The organism is Microbacterium sp. NPDC090225, from assembly GCF_044772365.1.
Classification (GTDB): Bacteria; Actinomycetota; Actinomycetes; order Actinomycetales; family Microbacteriaceae; genus Microbacterium.
This window is the reverse complement of record NZ_JBIVYS010000002.1, coordinates 508848-525455: the sequence shown is the minus strand read 5'-3', so window position 1 is coordinate 525455 and position 16608 is coordinate 508848. Positions and strand designations below refer to the sequence as shown.

The 16608-nt window shown below is 68.4% G+C and carries 18 protein-coding genes; 5 read left to right on the top strand and 13 right to left on the bottom strand.

Going from position 1 to position 16608, the window contains the following annotated elements; genetic code table 11:
* Positions 1-67: 67 nt before the first annotated feature.
* Positions 68-430, bottom strand: a complete 363-nt coding sequence (locus ACIQTT_RS16435; protein ID WP_247956540.1) for a LysM peptidoglycan-binding domain-containing protein — start codon at positions 428-430, stop codon at positions 68-70.
* Positions 431-739: 309 nt separating this feature from the next.
* Here ACIQTT_RS16435 and lexA point away from each other — a divergent pair, with 309 nt between their 5' ends.
* Together lexA and ACIQTT_RS16425 are read left to right on the top strand one after the other, a co-directional pair.
* A complete protein-coding gene (lexA, locus tag ACIQTT_RS16430; RefSeq protein ID WP_247625332.1) occupies positions 740-1426 on the top strand; it encodes a transcriptional repressor LexA in 687 nt (228 codons plus the stop codon).
* Between the two features lie 47 nt (positions 1427-1473).
* Positions 1474-3339: a S9 family peptidase gene (locus ACIQTT_RS16425; protein ID WP_402792473.1), complete on the top strand. Its 1866-nt coding sequence runs from the start codon at positions 1474-1476 to the stop codon at positions 3337-3339.
* A gap of 7 nt (positions 3340-3346) precedes the next feature.
* Here the strand turns inward: ACIQTT_RS16425 and smpB are convergent, their stop codons facing one another.
* From smpB to ftsE, 3 genes are all read right to left on the bottom strand, one after another.
* Positions 3347-3823, bottom strand: coding sequence for an SsrA-binding protein SmpB (gene smpB / locus ACIQTT_RS16420; RefSeq protein WP_247956542.1), 477 nt, complete (start codon positions 3821-3823; stop codon positions 3347-3349).
* 95 nt (positions 3824-3918) lie between these two features.
* On the bottom strand, positions 3919-4833 hold the full coding sequence (ftsX, locus tag ACIQTT_RS16415; protein ID WP_402792470.1) for a permease-like cell division protein FtsX: 915 nt from the start codon (positions 4831-4833) through the stop codon (positions 3919-3921).
* Positions 4830-5927, bottom strand: coding sequence for a cell division ATP-binding protein FtsE (gene ftsE / locus ACIQTT_RS16410; protein ID WP_402792467.1), 1098 nt, complete (start codon positions 5925-5927; stop codon positions 4830-4832). The genes ftsX and ftsE overlap by 4 nt, the downstream gene beginning before the upstream one ends.
* Before the next feature lie 174 nt (positions 5928-6101).
* Here ftsE and ACIQTT_RS16405 point away from each other — a divergent pair, with 174 nt between their 5' ends.
* Entirely contained in the window at positions 6102-7403 is a 1302-nt protein-coding gene (locus ACIQTT_RS16405; protein WP_402792464.1) for a DUF2510 domain-containing protein, read from the top strand.
* Between the two features lie 34 nt (positions 7404-7437).
* Entirely contained in the window at positions 7438-8454 is a 1017-nt protein-coding gene (locus ACIQTT_RS16400; protein WP_402792461.1) for a septum formation family protein, read from the top strand.
* Between the two features lie 21 nt (positions 8455-8475).
* Here the strand turns inward: ACIQTT_RS16400 and prfB are convergent, their stop codons facing one another.
* A complete protein-coding gene (gene prfB, locus ACIQTT_RS16395; protein ID WP_402792458.1) occupies positions 8476-9585 on the bottom strand; it encodes a peptide chain release factor 2 in 1110 nt (369 codons plus the stop codon).
* Positions 9586-9670: 85 nt separating this feature from the next.
* On the opposite strand from prfB, the gene ACIQTT_RS16390 reads away from it, so the two are divergent.
* The gene (locus ACIQTT_RS16390) at positions 9671-10915 is read left to right on the top strand and encodes an MFS transporter (protein WP_402792582.1); all 1245 of its coding nucleotides are present in this window, start codon (positions 9671-9673) and stop codon (positions 10913-10915) included.
* A gap of 67 nt (positions 10916-10982) precedes the next feature.
* Here ACIQTT_RS16390 and ACIQTT_RS16385 read toward each other — a convergent pair whose 3' ends face one another.
* From ACIQTT_RS16385 to ACIQTT_RS16350, 8 genes are all read right to left on the bottom strand, one after another.
* The gene (locus ACIQTT_RS16385) at positions 10983-11816 is read right to left on the bottom strand and encodes a hypothetical protein (protein ID WP_402792455.1); all 834 of its coding nucleotides are present in this window, start codon (positions 11814-11816) and stop codon (positions 10983-10985) included.
* Between the two features lie 330 nt (positions 11817-12146).
* Positions 12147-12566 carry a pilus assembly protein TadG-related protein gene (locus ACIQTT_RS16380; RefSeq protein ID WP_402792452.1) on the bottom strand — a complete coding sequence of 140 codons (420 nt, stop codon included), beginning with the start codon at positions 12564-12566 and terminating at the stop codon, positions 12147-12149.
* Complete coding sequence (locus ACIQTT_RS16375; protein WP_402792449.1) at positions 12566-13000, bottom strand: TadE family protein; 435 nt, start codon at positions 12998-13000, stop codon at positions 12566-12568. Before ACIQTT_RS16375 ends, ACIQTT_RS16380 begins: the two co-directional genes overlap by 1 nt.
* A complete protein-coding gene (locus ACIQTT_RS16370) occupies positions 12990-13391 on the bottom strand; it encodes a TadE/TadG family type IV pilus assembly protein (RefSeq protein ID WP_402792446.1) in 402 nt (133 codons plus the stop codon). The genes ACIQTT_RS16375 and ACIQTT_RS16370 overlap by 11 nt, the downstream gene beginning before the upstream one ends.
* Positions 13388-13588, bottom strand: coding sequence for a hypothetical protein (locus ACIQTT_RS16365; protein ID WP_402792444.1), 201 nt, complete (start codon positions 13586-13588; stop codon positions 13388-13390). The genes ACIQTT_RS16370 and ACIQTT_RS16365 overlap by 4 nt, the downstream gene beginning before the upstream one ends.
* A gap of 20 nt (positions 13589-13608) precedes the next feature.
* Entirely contained in the window at positions 13609-14547 is a 939-nt protein-coding gene (locus tag ACIQTT_RS16360; protein WP_402792441.1) for a type II secretion system F family protein, read from the bottom strand.
* Positions 14544-15401, bottom strand: coding sequence for a type II secretion system F family protein (locus ACIQTT_RS16355; RefSeq protein ID WP_402792438.1), 858 nt, complete (start codon positions 15399-15401; stop codon positions 14544-14546). Before ACIQTT_RS16355 ends, ACIQTT_RS16360 begins: the two co-directional genes overlap by 4 nt.
* Positions 15398-16579, bottom strand: a complete 1182-nt coding sequence (locus tag ACIQTT_RS16350) for a CpaF family protein (RefSeq protein ID WP_402792435.1) — start codon at positions 16577-16579, stop codon at positions 15398-15400. Before ACIQTT_RS16350 ends, ACIQTT_RS16355 begins: the two co-directional genes overlap by 4 nt.
* Positions 16580-16608: the final 29 nt, after the last annotated feature.

The window sequence follows — 16608 nt, the reverse complement described above, 5'->3', positions numbered from 1 at the left end:
TAGGCCGCACGACCGGGGCCGCTCGCCGCGTTACCGCCTTTTGCGGCGCGAACGAGTGCCGCACGAGTCAGCTCGCGTACTCCGCGGGGATCGACAGCTCCTGGCCGATCTGCAGGACGCCGCCCTGCAACATGTTGAGGCGCGTGATCTCACCGATCACCTCTCGCGGGTCCGACTCGGGCGAGACCTCGGCCGCGATCGACCACAGCGTGTCACCGGGCATCACGGTGACCGTTTCGAACGTCACCGTGCCGGCGCCCTCCCCCGTCGCCAGCGCGCTGCCGCCGCTGAGAGCGGCGAAGGCGATACCGAAAGCGAGAGGGAGCGCCGCCAGAGCGAGCAGGACACGACGGCCGCGCGCCGTCAGCCGGAGACGCGTCGCCGGACGGACCGGGCGGACGGCTGCGGTGCTGAAGGTAATGCTGCTCATGTCGTTCTCCTCTGCCTTGCTCCGGCGGACCGGAGGTCTGTCATCACCCGCGAGCGATGACCACGTTGGCGTAGCGTTCGCATCCGCCTCTCGGCCGGGAGAGGCGAGTGCGAAGCTACGTTCCGAAGGTATCTTCGAATTCGAACATCTGTCAAGGTTTCTTCGAAATCACGTTCGCGATTTCACCGACACGCTCGAACAGATCTTCCACATCCGCGCTTTTCTCGGATACGGTTTCGATAAGAACACCGAACCACGGGCCTCCGACATTCGAAGAAGGACGCCGGAATCGCGCACCGAAGGAGCATCATGAGCGAGATCACCGCCCCCGATCCCGAGGCACCGCGCACGCGCCGTCGGAAGAGCCTGAGCCCCAAGCAGATGGCCATCCTCGAGGTGATCCAGGCGTCGATCGCCCAGCAGGGGTATCCGCCCAGCATGCGCGAGATCGGCGATGCGGTCGGGCTCAAGTCGCTCTCGAGCGTGACCCACCAGCTCGGTCAGCTCGAGCTCAGCGGTTATCTGCGGCGCGATCCCGGCAAGACGCGCGCCATGGAGGTCCTGATCGATCTCCCCGGCACGAGCACCGAGAACCCCGCCGATGTCGCGACCCCCGTGGGCGACGCCGCTCTGGTGCCTCTGGTCGGGCGCATCGCCGCCGGTGTGCCGATCACCGCCGACCAGCACGTCGAGGAGATCTTCCCCCTGCCGCGCCAGCTCGTCGGGAAGGGCGATCTGTTCATGCTCAAGGTCTCGGGCGAGTCCATGATCGATGCGGCGATCTGCGACGGAGACTGGGTCGTCGTCCGCTCCCAGCACACCGCCGAGAACGGCGAGATCGTCGCGGCGATGCTCGACGGCGAGGCGACGGTCAAGACTTTCCGGCGTCGTGACGGCCACACCTGGCTGCTCCCGCGCAACTCCGCGTTCGAGCCGATCCTCGGCGACGAGGCCGTCGTCCTCGGAAAGGTCGTCGCCGTCCTCCGCGCGGTCTGACACGCATTCGGCCCCGACGCGCTTCGGCCGACGCATAGGCTCGATGCATGTCGTCACCGTACGGTTCCTGGCCCTCGCCCTTCACCGCGGCATCCGTCGCCGCGTCCTCGCCGCGCCTCGATGGAGCTCGATTCGTCGGCGAGGAGATCTGGTGGGCGGAGTCCGTGCCGACAGAGGGCGGCCGCATGGCCGTGCGCTCGTCTCTCGGACACGAGGTGCTCCCCGCCCCCTGGAGCGCTCGGTCGCGCGTGCACGAGTACGGCGGAGGAGCCTGGACGGCGGAGGCCGACGGCACCCTGTTCTTCGTCCAGGCCGACGATCAGCGCGTCTACCGGACCCGTCGCGGCACGGAGCCGGTGGCGCTCACCCCTCCGGGCCCGGCGCACGGCGGACTGCGCGTGCAGAACGGACGTCTCTTCGCCGTGCGCGAGGACCTGACGTCGGCAGAACACCGGCGGGCGATCGTCGAAATCCCGAGCGACGGGTCGGCCGCGGATGCCTCGTCGGCCATCATCGTGCACGCGGAGAGCGGCGCCTTCTACGCTCACCCCGCGCTCTCCCCCGACGGCACGAGGCTCGCCTGGGTCGAGTGGTCCGGCGAGCGGATGCCGTGGGACGAAGCGCATCTGCACCTGCGCGACCTGCGCACCGGAGAGACCGGCTCGGTGCACACGCGTGTCGCTCTGCAGCCGGAGTGGAGGTCCGAGGACGAGCTCGTGTTCGCAGACGACCGCGACGGTCGCTGGGGAGTGCACCGGATCGCTCTCGACGGGATCGCGCCTGTGGGGACCCCGGAACCCGTCTCCTCCGCTGACGCCGACACCGGCTACGGACTGTGGGTGCTCGGCAATCGCTGGTTCCGGCCCCTCGATGACGGGCGTCTCGTGGCCGTGCGCACCAACGGCCGCGACGAGATCGTCGTGCTCTCCCCCGACGGCTCCGAGCGACGCGTCGAGGTGCCGTGCGACGGGCACGTCAGCATCGATGACGTCGTCGGCTCGCTCGTCCTGCTCTCGGGCAACGGGTCGGGCGTCACCTCCGGCGTGTGGTGCGCCGACCTCGACACGGGTGCCGTCGTCGCGGTCCGCGGAGGCGAACCCGTCGACCCGGCGTGGATGCCGCCGCCCCTCGCTCTCACCTTCGACGGCCTCCACGGCCCGGTGCACGCCTACGCGTATCCGCCCGCGAACCCGGACGCCGCGGCATCCGACGACGAACTCCCGCCGTACCTGGTGCTGGTGCACGGCGGTCCGACCGCCCACGTCACCGGCGCGACCTCGGCGGCGCTCGCGTTCTACACGAGCCGCGGGATCGGGGTGCTCGATGTCAACTACGGCGGTTCGACGGGCTATGGACGCGTCTACCGCGAACGACTCGACGGTCAGTGGGGCGTCGTCGATGTCGACGACGTCATCGCTGCGGCGCAGGGGCTCGCGGAGGCTGGCCTCGCGGACCCGGCACGCATCGCGATCCGCGGCGGCTCGGCCGGCGGTTGGACCGTCCTGTCCGCGCTCGTGCGCGGGGGCGCGTTCACGGCCGGTATCTCGCGATACGGCGTCTCGGACCTCAGGATGCTCGTCGCCGATTCCCACGATTTCGAGAAACACTACATCGACGGCCTCGTCGGCCCGCTCCCGGCATCCGAGGAGCTGTACATCGAGCGCTCCCCCCTGACGCACGCCGACCGGATCGACGCCCCCGTGCTGCTGCTGCAGGGTGCCGACGACATCGTGGTGCCTCCCTCGCAATCCGAGGCCATCCGCGATGCGCTCGCCCGACGGGGCGTCGATCACGAGTACGTGCTCTACCCCGGGGAGGGGCACGGCTTCCGCCGCGCGGACACCGTCGTCGATGCGCTCGAACGCGAACTCGCGTTCCTCGGTCGGGCGTTCGGCTTCACGCCGTCGCCGTAACCGGCGGCTATTCCCCGACGCGGTTGCGCAGTCGCATCGCGCGTTCGGCTTCGCGCGTGTCCTGACGCTCGCGGAGCGTCTGACGCTTGTCGTACTCGCGCTTGCCCTTCGCGAGTGCGATCTCGACCTTGGCGCGACCGTCGGAGAAGTACAGCTTGAGCGGGATCAGGGTGTAACCGCCCGCCGAGACCGCGTGGGCGATCTTCGCGATCTCCTCGCGGTGCAGAAGCAGCTTGCGGATGCGCTTGGCCGAGTGGTTGGTCCAGTGACCCTGCGAATACTCGGGGATGTGCACCGAGTCGAGGAAGACCTCGTTGCCCTTGACGAACGCGTAACCGTCCGAGAGGTTGGCGCGCCCCTGGCGCAATGACTTGACCTCGGTGCCGGTGAGCACCATCCCCGCCTCGTACGACTTCTCGATGTTGTAGTCGTGACGTGCGCGACGATTGGTCGCGATGACCTTCTCCCCGCGTTCCCTGGGCATGATGCTCTCCTGATCCGTGTCGTGCGCTCGCACAACAGCCTTTCAGCATACCTGCGTCGCGGGCCTCCGAGCCACTTCGGGCACGGCTGAGATGGTCAGGTGCGCAGCCAGCGCCGGATCGCGAAGCCCGCGGACAGGGCAGCGAGCACCACACCGATGCCGATCAGCACCGGCACTACCCACGCGGCATCCTGCATCCCGATCCACGTCGTGATGAAGGGCACACGTCCCCGCAGGTAGCCGTTCACACCGAAATGCACACCGGCGATGATCGCGGCACTCGCGAGCGCCGAACCCAGGAGGGCCGCGAAAACACCCTCGAGCACGAACGGGGTCTGGATGAAGCGGTTCGACGCGCCCACCAGGCGCATGATCCCGATCTCCTTGCGCCGCGCGTACGCCGACAATCGGATGGTCGTGGCGATGAGCAGCGTCGCAGCGATGAGCATGAGCACCGCAATTCCGACAGCCACGTACGTCGCTACCGTGAGCGCGGAGAACAGCGGTTCGAGATATTGCAGTTGATCCTTGACCTGCTCCACGCCGGTCTGACCGCTGAAGGCCTCGGAGAGCACCTGGGATTGCCCCGGGTCCTTCATCGTCACGAAGAAGACCTCGAACGCCTGGTCCGGGGTGATGACGCTCGCCTGCTCCTCGCCCACCTGCTCGACGAGCTTCGCGTAGGTGTCTTCCTTCGTGTCGAAGGTCATCGAGCTGATGAGCGGCGCCAGCGCGTCGCCCTCGAGCTGGGCGCGCACCGATGCGACCTGCTCTTCGCTCGCGGCTCCGTCGACGCAGGTGTCGGACTCCGACACCGCGGAGCACATGTACACGGCGACCTGGGCGCGTTCGCTCCAGTAGCCGCGCATGACGCCGATCTGCGACTGCATCAGGATCGCGGCGCCCACGAACGTGAGCGACACGAACGTCACGAGCACGACCGAGATCACCATCGAGATGTTCCGGCGCAGGCCCAGCAGGGCTTCGGTGAGGATCAGTCCGATTCTCATGAGGTCGGCCCCACTTCCTCGTCGTCGCCACTGGAGAGGCCGAGTCTGTCGGCGACTCCGAGCTCGGCGACGTCGACCTCGGGGAGCACGATCGGATGCGTGCGCGGACCGGTGGCGGCAGGCGCCGGTGCGGCGTCGTCATCGGAAGGCACGGTCTCGGCAGCGACGGGCTCCGCGGGAGCCGCAGCTGGTGCTGCGGCCGGTGCCGGAGTCGCCACGGGCGCCTGCGCGGCGGGTGCGGGTGCGGATGCGGATGCCGCGGCCTTGCGCTGCGCGCTGAGTTCCTCGGTCAGCGCCGCTCGCACGATCGACAGGTCCGAGGTCTGGCGCTGCACCTCCTGCACGGCGGTGAGCGCCGCCGCGGCGGCGGCGCCACGCACCTCCTCGGGAACGAGACGCGGGATGTTGGAGGTGTCGCCGTAGCCGCCGTGCACCTCGTCGCGCACCATCACGCCGTCGCGCAGCTCGATCACGCGGCGTTTCATCTGGTCGACGAAGCCTGCCTCGTGCGTGGCCATGAGCACGGTCGTGCCGCCGGCGTTGATGCGCGCGAGGAGCTGCATGATGTCGACCGACGTGGCGGGGTCGAGGTTTCCCGTCGGCTCGTCGGCGAGCAGCACCTGCGGGCGGTTGACGAGAGCGCGCGCGATCGCGACGCGCTGCTGCTCACCGCCCGAGAGCTCGTGCGGCATGCGCTTCTGCTTGCCGTCGAGACCGACCAGGGCCAACGCCTCGGGGACGGCCTGCTGGATGAAGCCCCGCGAGGAACCGGTCACCTGGAGGGTGAAGGCGACGTTCTGGTACACCGTCTTCGACGGAAGCAGGCGGAAATCCTGGAACACCGAGCCGATGTGGCGTCGGAAGTACGGCACCTTGCGGTTCGCGAGCGAACGGAGGTCTCGCCCCATCACGGCGACGCGTCCTGTGGTGGGCACGTCCTCGCGCAGGATGAGCCGCAGGCAGGACGACTTGCCGGAACCCGAGGCTCCGACGAGGAAGACGAACTCCCCGCGCTGCACCTCGAAATCGACGGCGGACAGGGCGGGCTTGGACGTCCCGCGGTAGCGTTTCGTGACGTTCTCGAACCGAATCATGGCGGTACGAGCCTAAGCGCGCTCCCCTCACGTGCCGCGCGCGACACCCCGCGCGGGGCGGACGTGCGAGAACGCATCGTTCGGCATCCGTCTCCGTCGATGTCACGAGCCACTGCTATACATGAAGTGGCAGTCCGCGCCATCCACGCGGACGTGAGATCCGAGGGGGATGCCATGACGACACCTGCAGGCTGGTACGACGACGGTTCCGGGCGTCAGCGCTGGTGGGACGGCGAGCAGTGGACCGAGCACTTCGCCCCCGAGGCGACGGCTCCCGAAGCGACGGCTCCCGAATCAACCGCTGTCGCTGAGCAGCCCACCGAGCAGGTCGTCGAGGAGCCGCTCCCCGTCGTTCCGACCGAGGCCGAGATCGACGCGACCATCGCGGTAGCCGAGGAGAACGAGCCGTCGGCACATGCGGATGCCGCAGCCGAAGCGCCGGCTTCCGACGTCGCCGCTGAGGCCCCCGCGTACGCCGCACCCGAGACGCCCGGTTTCTCTGCTCCCGAAGCGCCCGCCTACGCCGCCCCCGAGGCGCCTGCGTACACGGCTCCCGAAGCACCCGCATACGTCGCTCCCGAAGCACCCGCTTACGTAGCGCCGGCCTACGCAGCGCCCGGCTACCCGACCAACGCCCCCGGAACCGCGCCGGCCTACGGCGTCGCTCCGACGGGCGCATACCCCGGCAGCGCTCCCTACGGCGGCGCCCCCGGTGGGTACGCGCCGTACCCCGGGGCCTCCGTCGCCGAGCCGCGCCCGATGTCCGTGCTCGGCCTGGTCGGACTCGGTCTCGCCGTGCTGGGAACGATCCTGGTGTGCTTCCTGCTGACCGCTGTCTTCGGCTGGATCCTGCTCTTCGCCGGACTCGTGGTGTCGATCGTGTCGCTCTTCCTCAAGGGCAAGAAGTGGCCGGGAATCACGGGAATCGGAGTGTCCGTCCTCGGCGGAATCGTCGGCGGCATCATGGCGATCGTGTTCTTCACGTTCGGCATCGCCCAGATCGCGATCGACAACGCGGAGTCGTACTCGCCCCCGCCCGTGCCCTCGATCGGCACCGACGGCGGCGAGGACTCCGGCGAGATCGTCGAGGGCACGATGGGCGCCCCCGTCACGGTGAACCAGTACTCGGGCGAGAGCGAGGTCACCATCACCGCTGCGTCATGGGGCACCTCGAACGGCTCCAGCTTCGAGGCCGAGAACGGCGGATACCTCTCGGTCGAGCTCACGTGGGAGGCGATCAGCGGCGACACCTCCGTGAACCCGCTCTACTTCACGGTCATCGATGCCGACGGCAACGAGGGCACCTACGACTACTTCGGCGACGCCACGCTCGAGTCCGCCCAGCTGGCACCGGGCGAGACCGCCCAGGGAACGCTGTCGTTCGACGTCGCGCAGAGCGACTCGTACACGATCGTCATCACCGACGAACTGCTGCAGGACGTCGCAGAAGTCACCGTCGAGGCCAGCGCCCGCTGACCGCGGGAGCGTAAAGACGAAGAGCACCACCGAGGTGTCGACTCCCGCAGGCTGGTACGACGACGGATCCGGGCAGAAGCGCTGGTGGGACGGATCGGGATGGACGACGCACGTCGCCGCCCCCGCCGCTCCCGAACCCGCGTCCCCGGAGCCCGCGCCGTTCGTACCGCCGTACACGCCGCCGCTCGCCCCGTCGGTGCCGACCGCACCCCCGGGCGCATCTCCGATCGCCGCGCCGCAGTACCCCTCGGCACCGCAGTACCCGTCGGCACCGGCATATCCATCGGCACCGGCATATCCGCAATACCCGTCCGCGACACATCCTTCCGCGCCTCAGTACTCGCCGTACCCATCGTCGGCACCGGGAATGCCGGTGTCGTACGACGGCTACGCGGTCGCCCCTGCGGCCCCCGCGCCGTTCCCCGCCGTCGGGCTCGCCGGCCTCATCGCCGCCGCAGTCGGAACGATCGTGGCCTGCATCCCGCAGATCCCGCTCATCGGATGGTTGCTCCTCGGAGCCGGATTCGTGCTGTCGATCGTCTCGCTGTTCCTCCGCGCCCGGAAATGGGCCGGAATCGCGGGCCTGGCGGTCGCCGTACTCGGGGCACTTCTCGCGGCCGTGCTCGCGTTCGTCCTTGAGGGATCGTTCTCCGCATCGGGGAGCGCGGGCGACGACGTGCCCGGCAGCGAGGTGATCTACGCCAGCGATCTGGAGGTGGGCGACTGCCTCCCCGAGGGCCTGGACGGGGAAGAGTTCTTCGAGGTGACGATCGTGCCGTGCGACGGTCCGCACATCGACGAGATCTATTACGAGTTCGATCTGCCGGATGGAGAGTTCCCCGGCGAGGAGGCACTCGCCGACGCGGCCATCCGCGCGTGCGAGCCCGAGTTCGAGGACTTCGCCGACATCGACTACGAGGAATCCGAACTCGACTACTGGTGGCTCACTCCGACGGAGACGTCGTGGGCCGGCGGAGACCGCACCATGCAGTGCCTGATCTACAGCTACGACGGCACCGTGACCGGCACTCTCGAGGGCGCCGCCCGCTGATTCGCGGGCGGGCGCTCGCGATCAGTCCTGGTCGGGGCGCTTGCGCCAGCGGATGCCGGCGGAGATGAAGCCGTCGAGGTCGCCGTCGAAGACCGCCATCGGATTGCCCGATTCGTATCCGGTGCGCAGGTCCTTCACCAGCTGCTGACCGTAGAGGAAGTACGAGCGCATCTGGTCGCCCCAGCTGGCGGTGATGTTACCCGCGAGCTCCTTCTTCTTCGCCGCTTCCTGCTCCTTCTGCAGCAGGAGGAGGCGGGTCTGGAGCACGCGCATCGCTGCAGCGCGGTTCTGGATCTGCGACTTCTCGTTCTGCATCGACACGACGATGCCGGTCGGGAGGTGCGTCAGTCGCACGGCGGAGTCGGTGGTGTTGACCGACTGACCACCGGGGCCCGACGAGCGGAAGACGTCGACGCGGATGTCGTTCTCGGGGATGTCGACCTCGGTCGCCTCCTCCATGAGTGGGATCACCTCGACCGCGGCGAACGAGGTCTGCCGCTTGTCGGCCGAACCGAAGGGGCTGATGCGCGCCAGGCGGTGGGTGCCGGCCTCGACCGACACGGTGCCGAACGCGTACGGCGCGTCGATCTCGAAGGTCGTCGACTTGATGCCCGCACCTTCGGCGTAGGAGGTGTCCATGACCTTCACGGGGTACTTGTGCCGCTCGGCCCAGCGCAGGTACATGCGCATGAGCATCTCGGCGAAATCGGTGGCGTCGTCGCCACCCGCGCCGGAGCGGATGGTCACGATCGCGGAGCGCTCGTCGTACTCGCCGTCGAGAAGCGTCTGCACCTCGAGCTGGTTGATGAGTTCGGTGAGGGCTGCGAGCTCGATGCGAGCCTCCTGCGCGGAGTCCTCGTCGCCCATCTCGTTGGCCAGGTCGACGAGCACCTCGAGGTCGTCGAGACGCTGGGCGATGCCGGTGACGCGGGCGAGCTCGGACTGGCGGTGGCTCAGCGCGCTGGTGACCTTCTGCGCGTTCTCGGTGTCGTCCCAGAGGTCGGGAGCGCCGGCTTCTTCGCTGAGACGCGCGATCTCGTCGCGGAGCCGTGCGACATCGACGACCTCGCTGATGTCGCCGAAGGTGTGCCTGAGTGCCTGGATGTCGGCGGAGAGATCGAGTTCGAGCATGATCCCCGAGCCTATCCTGTCGCCGCCGCGGGAGTAGCCTCGAACGGTGAGCAGTGCATCCACGGTCCTCAGACGATTCGGACCGATGGTGTACCTGCCGACCGTCCTCTTCTCGCTCGGCGAGGGCGCGGTGATTCCGCTGATCCCGATCATCGCCGCTTCGATGGGGGCGGACGTCGCCTTCGCTGCGCTGGTCGCCTCGGCGCTGGTCGTCGGCCAGCTCTGCGGCAATCTCCCCGCCGGGTGGGCGGTCGCCCGCATCGGCGAGCGGTTCACCATGGTCATCGCCGGCGGGATCGCCATGCTCTCGGCGGTCGGGATGGTCCTCGCTCCCTCGATCGGTGTGCTCGCGGCATCCGTTTTCGTCCTCGGTTTCTGCGCCGCCGCGTTCGGACTCGCACGCCACGCCTTCATGACCACGCGTGTGCCCATCGAGTTCCGTGCGCGCGCGCTCTCGCTGCTGGGCGGGAGCTTCCGTCTGGGCATCTTCATCGGCCCGTTCGTCGCGGCGGGGCTTCTGGAACTGTTCGCCACGGAGACCGCCGCGATCTGGTTCTTCCTCGGCTGCCTCACGGTGATGGTGCTGCTCGTGCTCTTCGGCCCCGATCCGGAGAAGACGATCCCGGCCGCCGTGACCTCCCCCATCCGCATCGGCTCCGCCGAGGACTCGGGCGAGGTCGTCAGCGGAGCAATCCCGACCTTCGAGCGGATCGGCATCTTCCGCACGATGTGGCAGCAGCGCACGGTGCTCAGCCGACTCGGGCTCGCCGCGGCGTCGCTGTCGGCCGTGCGCTCGGCGCGCCAGGTCGTGCTGCCGCTGTGGGGTCTCTCCCTCGGCCTCGATGCGCAGACGATCGCGCTGGTCGTCGGGATCTCGGGCGCGATCGACTTCGCGCTGTTCTACGCGAGCGGACAGGTCATGGACCGGTTCGGTCGGATGTGGGCGGCGATGCCGGCGATGATCCTGATGGGAGCGGGCTTCGTCGCCCTCTCCCTCTCGCACGACGTCGAGGCTCCGGTCCTGTGGTTCGGCATGTTCGCCGCGGTGCTCGGTGTGGGCAACGGCCTGTCCAGCGGAATCCTGCTCACGCTGGGGGCCGATGTCGCGCCGAAGCGCGAACCGGCGGCCTTCCTCGGATCCTGGCGGACGCTCACGGATGCCGGTGGGGCGATCGCGCCGCTGCTGGTGTCGGCGATCACGGCGATCGCGTCCCTTCCGATCGCGGCCGCTGCGATCGGGGTGATCGGCCTGCTCGGTGCTGTCGGGTTCGTCCGGTGGATCCCCCGGTTCGTTCCGCGGGCGCGGGACGACACCGCGGCGCCTTCGTAAAGGTCTCTCACTGCAGCGCGGTGCGGCTCGTGGCGGTGGCCTCGAGCACGACGCGATCGGCTTCAGGTCAGACGGGATCTTCTGCGTGAAGCATCTGCAAGAGTTCACCGTCGAAGAGAGTTTGATTGAGCTCCCAGCTATCCGTTTCGTCAAGAATCTCACTCAGCCGACGACGAGCCCAGTCGTCGAACTTCTCGTTTGTTTTGCTGGTGATGACTCCCGCAAAGTCAGATGCGATCAACGCACCGCGACTCGCGGCCCGTTCAATGACTTTGCGAAGGCTCACCACGTGCGCGGCACGACTCGCCTGACTGGTCCCACCACTCACATTCGGAAGCGCCTTCAGGACCTCACTTCGCAGAGAACGTAGCTGATCAATCACCTCTGAATTACTCTGAGCGACTGGATCCATGCTGTCAGCGATCGTAAGAAATCGGTTGGCGTGAGCAAGCGGAGTCTTCGCTTCGTCTGGTGTCGCCATCAAGAATGCAACGAACTCTTTCAGCGCTGACTGTGCCTTCTCAATATTGTCTGGGTCTTGAATGTCGTACTGAATCAGGCGCATGTCTTGGAGATCGAACGCAGGCTTCTCTCCAGCCCGCTGAATATGCACGGTGGGCCGATTGTAACCGTGAGCTACCGCAACCTCGTAGTACACGTTTGGATTGAATCCTGACAGATCCGCGACCACCAGGTCAGCCTTCAGAATCGACTGAATTATCTGCGCTGTGATGGATCCGGGGTTCGCATCCTGGTCGCCGCGGACCACATTAAACTCATCCCCAAGAGCTTTTGTGATCACATGCCGGAGCGCCTGGTCAGCCGCCTTGCGGACGTCGCTATCCTCAGCGCCAATAGGGGATATGACGAAGCACGTCGGCTTGTTTTCTTTGTCGCTCATGGTTGAATGATGTCGGATTCATGTTCTGGAATGCAAGTCACTCAGCACCCGACTTCCTACCGGCCCGCACACAAAAGCGCAGACGTGAAGAGCACGCTCATTATCAGGGCGATAGAGCGTCTGCGATTGGCACTGCTCCAAGGCGGAGCTGCACCTACCCGTCGAAGAAGCGCAGGTCCAGCGATCCTGTCGCCCCATGTCGAGCAACGACGCAGTTTCGGTTGGCGCACGCGCTGCAGAACCGGTTGCATCCCCCGGTTCGTCTCGCGAGTACAGGGAAGAGGGACTCGGCACCTTCCGCATACTCAGCGCCTTCCGCGTGACATCCACTCACTGAAGCGCAGTGCGACTCGTGGCTGTCGCCTCGAGTGCGACGCCGTCGGGCACGAAGGGCGAGAACACCGGCGGATGCCAGGGCGCCGTCACCGTCACCCGCACCGAGACACCGTCGGGAGTCCACGCGTCGACGAGGGAAGCATCGCTCTCGACGGCGTCGATGATCCCGCGTGCCTGCTCGTGCATGTCGTGATCGTCGAGCTCGGCACGGACTCCGTCCTCATCGGCGACGAGCATGAAGCCGTCGGCTGCCGCTGCCGCCGCCGAATCGGCCAGCGCGTCGAGCCGCTTCTGCGCGAGGTACAGGTCGGTGGCGCACACGCAGACCAGCACGATCGCGAACGCGAGGAGCACGTAGCCCAGGGTCAGGAGCAGGATGCTGCCGTCCTCGGTACCGCTCGTGCGGCGCCGCATCAGCCGCTCCCCCATCCGCGTCCGACCTTCTGCACCGCGGTGGCCTCGAGCGGGACGGCGAGAGCACTGTCGAGGCCCAGCACTTCCGGTACGAACGGCATCCGCACGACCGTGGTGACCGTGACGCGGAGTGTCGCGCCGCCCGTGGGGCACTCGGCGCCTTCGGGCATGCAGGAGAGAACGACGTCGGTGGCCTCGGCATCCATGCCGTACTCGTCGATGACCCCGGTGAGCACGTCGTCCGCGGCGACGGCGGCGGACTCCGGACCTGCGGACAATGCGATGGTCCTCGAGATGTGGCGCGCAGCCGCCTCCGCCCCCAGGGACTGTTCCTGGATCGCTCCCAGCATGATCACGAGGTAAGCCAAGGGCACGAGCAGGATCACCCCGACCGTGATGAACTCCAGCGCGGCGGAACCGTCGTCACTCGTCACCCAGGATCTCCATCGGAGCATGCGCGGTCACCTCCCAGGCGGCGGGGATGCCGATCAGGCCGACCAGCGGGAACGTCGTCCGGATACGCACGTCGACGCGATCGCGGTCGCCGAGGTCGGTGACGCCGACGGCGATGTCCTCGGCATACGCGGCCCCGACCGCGCGCTCGATCACCTCGCGCGCCCGCTCGGCGCCCTCCTCGAGCGTGGTGTCGGCGAGCGCCGCGTGATACGCGCCCTCGACCGCGGCGTCGTGCACCACGTTCCGGACGTAGACGGCGACACCGAGCTGGATCACGGCGAGTGTGAGCACGGTGAGGAGCGTGCCGACGAGCACGAACTCGACGGGGCTCGATCCCCGCTCGTCGTCGCGGATCCCGGACGAACTCACTGGATCCCGGAGACCCGCTGGATCGCCTGCTCGAACAGGTCCGACAGCGCCGGACCGGCGACCGCCCAGATGAGCACGACGAGGCCGGCGGTCATGAGCGTGACGAGCACCCAGCCGGGCACATCGCCGCGGTCGTCATACGCAAGCGTGCGCATCCAGCGGGTCGCGCGGGTACGAGAGGGGGAGATCGGATTCATGAGGTTCCTTTCGTGGGTGCTCAGCCGATGCCGAGCCGGAGGATGAAGAGGCCGGGGTAGATCGCGAAGAACACCGAGAGCGGCAGGATCAGGAACACGAGCGGGAGGAGCATGAGGATCTCCTTGCGCCCGGCCTGCTCGATGAGGATCCGCTTCGCGTCCTCTCGGGCGTCGCCCGCCTGCGCTTGAAGAACGGCGGCGAGGGGCGCGCCGTGCTCCAGCGCGGCGATCACCTGGTCGATCGCACGCGAGAGGCCCGGCAGCTGGAGTCGTGCGGCGGTCTCGCTCAGCGCCTCGGCCAGCGGGGACCCGGTGCCGACCGCGAGGACCACCTGCCGAAACTCGCCGGTGAGTTCGCCCGATCCGACGGATGACACCCGTCGCAGAGCGTCGAGGAACCCCTCGCCTGCGGACAGGCAGAGGGCCAAGAACTCGAGCGTCGTCGGAAGCTCATCGGTCAGACGGGTGCGTCGCGCCTTGACCCGGGTGGACAACTGCATGTCGTAGAGGGCTCCGGCAGCACCTCCGCAGAGGAGCGGGAGTACGGCCACGGGTGCGGTCATGCGGCCGGTGAGCACGAGGACGAGGATCACCAGCGCACCGCCGCCGATCCCTCCGACGATCCATCCGAGTTGACGAGCCCGGAATCCCGAGGGGGTGACGCTCGCGCCCGACTGCGCGATGCGACGAGCGAGCGCTTCTCCTCCACCGAGCACCCGCTCGAAGAGCGCGAGGAGATACTGCCAGGGCGAGCGTCGTCCCATGGGGAGCAGCGCGATCGACGGGAGCGCCGAGAGCGGGAGGTCGACGTCGGCCACGACGTCGCGGACGTAGGGCGCGATCCTCACGGCCAGCGACGCCGCGCCCCAGCGCGGCACGACGGAGAGGATGCCCAGGATGCCGAGCCCGAACATCCCACCCAGAAGCGCCGCGACAGCGAGCGCCGAGCCCGCGTTCATCCGAACCACCGACGAGGCTCGGGCAGGCGTCCGATCCGGACCATCACCCGGAAGGCGACGGTCGACACGGCGGCTCCGAGACAGATCACGAGCACGCCCTCGGGCGTGCCGTACGCCTCGGCGCCCTCGGGGCGCATCACGAGCAGGCCGAGGATCACCCACGGCGCGACCGCGCCGAGCACTGCGGCCCCGCGGATCCAGGACTGACGCGCCTCGACTTCACCGCGAAGCGCGGCATCGGCGCGGACCGAGGCAGCGAGCGCGCGGAGCACACCCGTCAGTTCGGTGCCGCCCACCTGCCGGGCCATCCGCAGGGTCTCGATGATGCGGTCGCCGATGGGGTCGGCGAGTGTGTCCTTGAGGCGATCGAGGCTGGTTTCGAACCGCCCCGTCGCCCGCACATCGTGGGCGAACACCGCGAACGCCGGGCGCAGCATCGCCGGGGCGGAGTCCTCGAGCGCTCCGACGGCGTCGGGGAGGGAAAGGCCGACGCGGATCGACGCGATGAGCAGGTCGCACACGTCCGGCCAGAGCTGGCGGCGCAGCCGACGCAGACGCAGTCGGCGACCGCGGAGGTATCCGATCGGCGCCGAACCCGCCGCGAGCCCGGCGAGGAGCGCCAGAACCGGGAGACCGGAGGCGAGCCAAGCGCTGGCCGCCGCGGCGAGCGCCGCCGCGATCATGCCCGTCAACACCCCGCGTGGGGTCAGCGCTCCCATCCCGGCCTCCGAAACCAGGCGGGCGAGACGCCCGCGACGGGTCGTCGCTCTCTTCGGCGCGCCCGGTGGCCACAGCCACGGCGAAAGGCACAGCAGCACTCCCGCGGCGAGCAGGGCGCCGAGGAGCAGGGTCACGAATCGCTCCCTGACACGCGCAGGGCGGCGCCGCGGTCGGGGGCCGAGTAGATGACGCGGCTGGTGATCCGTCCGTCGGCGATCTCACCGGTCGGCGCGATGACCTCACGTACTCGCCGTCGGCCTTCCGGATCGCGCACGCAGTGGACCACCAGGTCGACGGATGCGGCGAGCGCCGGCACGATGAAGGAGCGGTCGATGTTCCGCCCGGCCAGAAGAGGCAGCATCGTGAGTTTGTCGAGGGCATCCTCGGCGGAGTTCGCGTGCACGGTCGCCGCTCCCGGCACGCCCGTGTTGAGCGCCAGCACGAGGTCGAGCGCCTCGGCATCGCGCACCTCTCCGACGACCAGTCGATCGGGACGCATGCGCAGCGCCTCCTTCACGAGCCGGCGGAGCGTGATCTCGCCGGAACCCTCGAGGCTCGCCTGCCGCCCCTGCAGGGCGACGAGATCGGGTCCGTCGACCGAGAGCTCGAACGTCTCCTCGACCGTGATGATGCGCTGCACGTCGGCGCAGGCCGCCAGGAGCGCCCCGAGCATCGTGGTCTTGCCCGCGTGCGTCGCCCCGGAGACGATCACGCTCCGCCCCGCCCGCATCTCGTCACCGAGGAACCGCGCGAGATCGAGAGGAAGCGCCCCCTGCGCGGCGAGCGCATCGAGCGTGCGATGTCCGGGCAGGAATTTTCTGATGTTGACCGCCCACCCACCGCGCACGACATCGGCGATCGCGACATGCAGACGCGATCCATCGGGCAGCGAGGCGTCGACGAACGGCTGACTGATGTCGACTCTTCGACCGGTCGATTGCAGCATCCGCTCGACGAGGTCGCGCACGACCGTCTCCCCCAGGCGCAGATCGACGCGCTCGGCCACTCCCCCTCGGGCGATGTGCACCTGGCCTCCCCCGTTCACCCAGATCTCTTCGATCCCGGGGTCGTCGAGCAGGGGCTGCAGCGCCCCGTACCCGCTGACCGCCGCGAGCACATCGCGGACCGAGCGCGCCTCGTCGTCGATGAGCGCGTGCCCTCGGGCGAGCGCCAGATCGTTGTGCCGCCGCACCTCTGCCTCGGTGATCCGACGGACGGCATCCGGATCGATCGAGGGGTCGGTGCCGTCGCTGCGCAGACGAAGGCGCACACGATCGGCCACGGCGAGAGAGGGAGGATTCACGCCGAGCATCCTCGCAAGAATCACGAGAACGGCGCGAA

Coding starts and splice junctions, on each gene's coding strand:
- ACIQTT_RS16435 (WP_247956540.1), bottom strand. CDS start 430: ATGAGCAGCATTACCTTCAGCACCGCAGCCGTCCGCCCGGTCCGTCCG.
- lexA (WP_247625332.1), top strand. CDS start 740: ATGAGCGAGATCACCGCCCCCGATCCCGAGGCACCGCGCACGCGCCGT.
- ACIQTT_RS16425 (WP_402792473.1), top strand. CDS start 1,474: ATGTCGTCACCGTACGGTTCCTGGCCCTCGCCCTTCACCGCGGCATCC.
- smpB (WP_247956542.1), bottom strand. CDS start 3,823: ATGCCCAGGGAACGCGGGGAGAAGGTCATCGCGACCAATCGTCGCGCA.
- ftsX (WP_402792470.1), bottom strand. CDS start 4,833: ATGAGAATCGGACTGATCCTCACCGAAGCCCTGCTGGGCCTGCGCCGG.
- ftsE (WP_402792467.1), bottom strand. CDS start 5,927: ATGATTCGGTTCGAGAACGTCACGAAACGCTACCGCGGGACGTCCAAG.
- ACIQTT_RS16405 (WP_402792464.1), top strand. CDS start 6,102: ATGACGACACCTGCAGGCTGGTACGACGACGGTTCCGGGCGTCAGCGC.
- prfB (WP_402792458.1), bottom strand. CDS start 9,585: ATGCTCGAACTCGATCTCTCCGCCGACATCCAGGCACTCAGGCACACC.
- ACIQTT_RS16390 (WP_402792582.1), top strand. CDS start 9,671: ATGGTGTACCTGCCGACCGTCCTCTTCTCGCTCGGCGAGGGCGCGGTG.
- ACIQTT_RS16385 (WP_402792455.1), bottom strand. CDS start 11,816: ATGAGCGACAAAGAAAACAAGCCGACGTGCTTCGTCATATCCCCTATT.
- ACIQTT_RS16380 (WP_402792452.1), bottom strand. CDS start 12,566: ATGCGGCGCCGCACGAGCGGTACCGAGGACGGCAGCATCCTGCTCCTG.
- ACIQTT_RS16365 (WP_402792444.1), bottom strand. CDS start 13,588: ATGAATCCGATCTCCCCCTCTCGTACCCGCGCGACCCGCTGGATGCGC.
- ACIQTT_RS16360 (WP_402792441.1), bottom strand. CDS start 14,547: ATGAACGCGGGCTCGGCGCTCGCTGTCGCGGCGCTTCTGGGTGGGATG.
- ACIQTT_RS16350 (WP_402792435.1), bottom strand. CDS start 16,579: ATGCTCGGCGTGAATCCTCCCTCTCTCGCCGTGGCCGATCGTGTGCGC.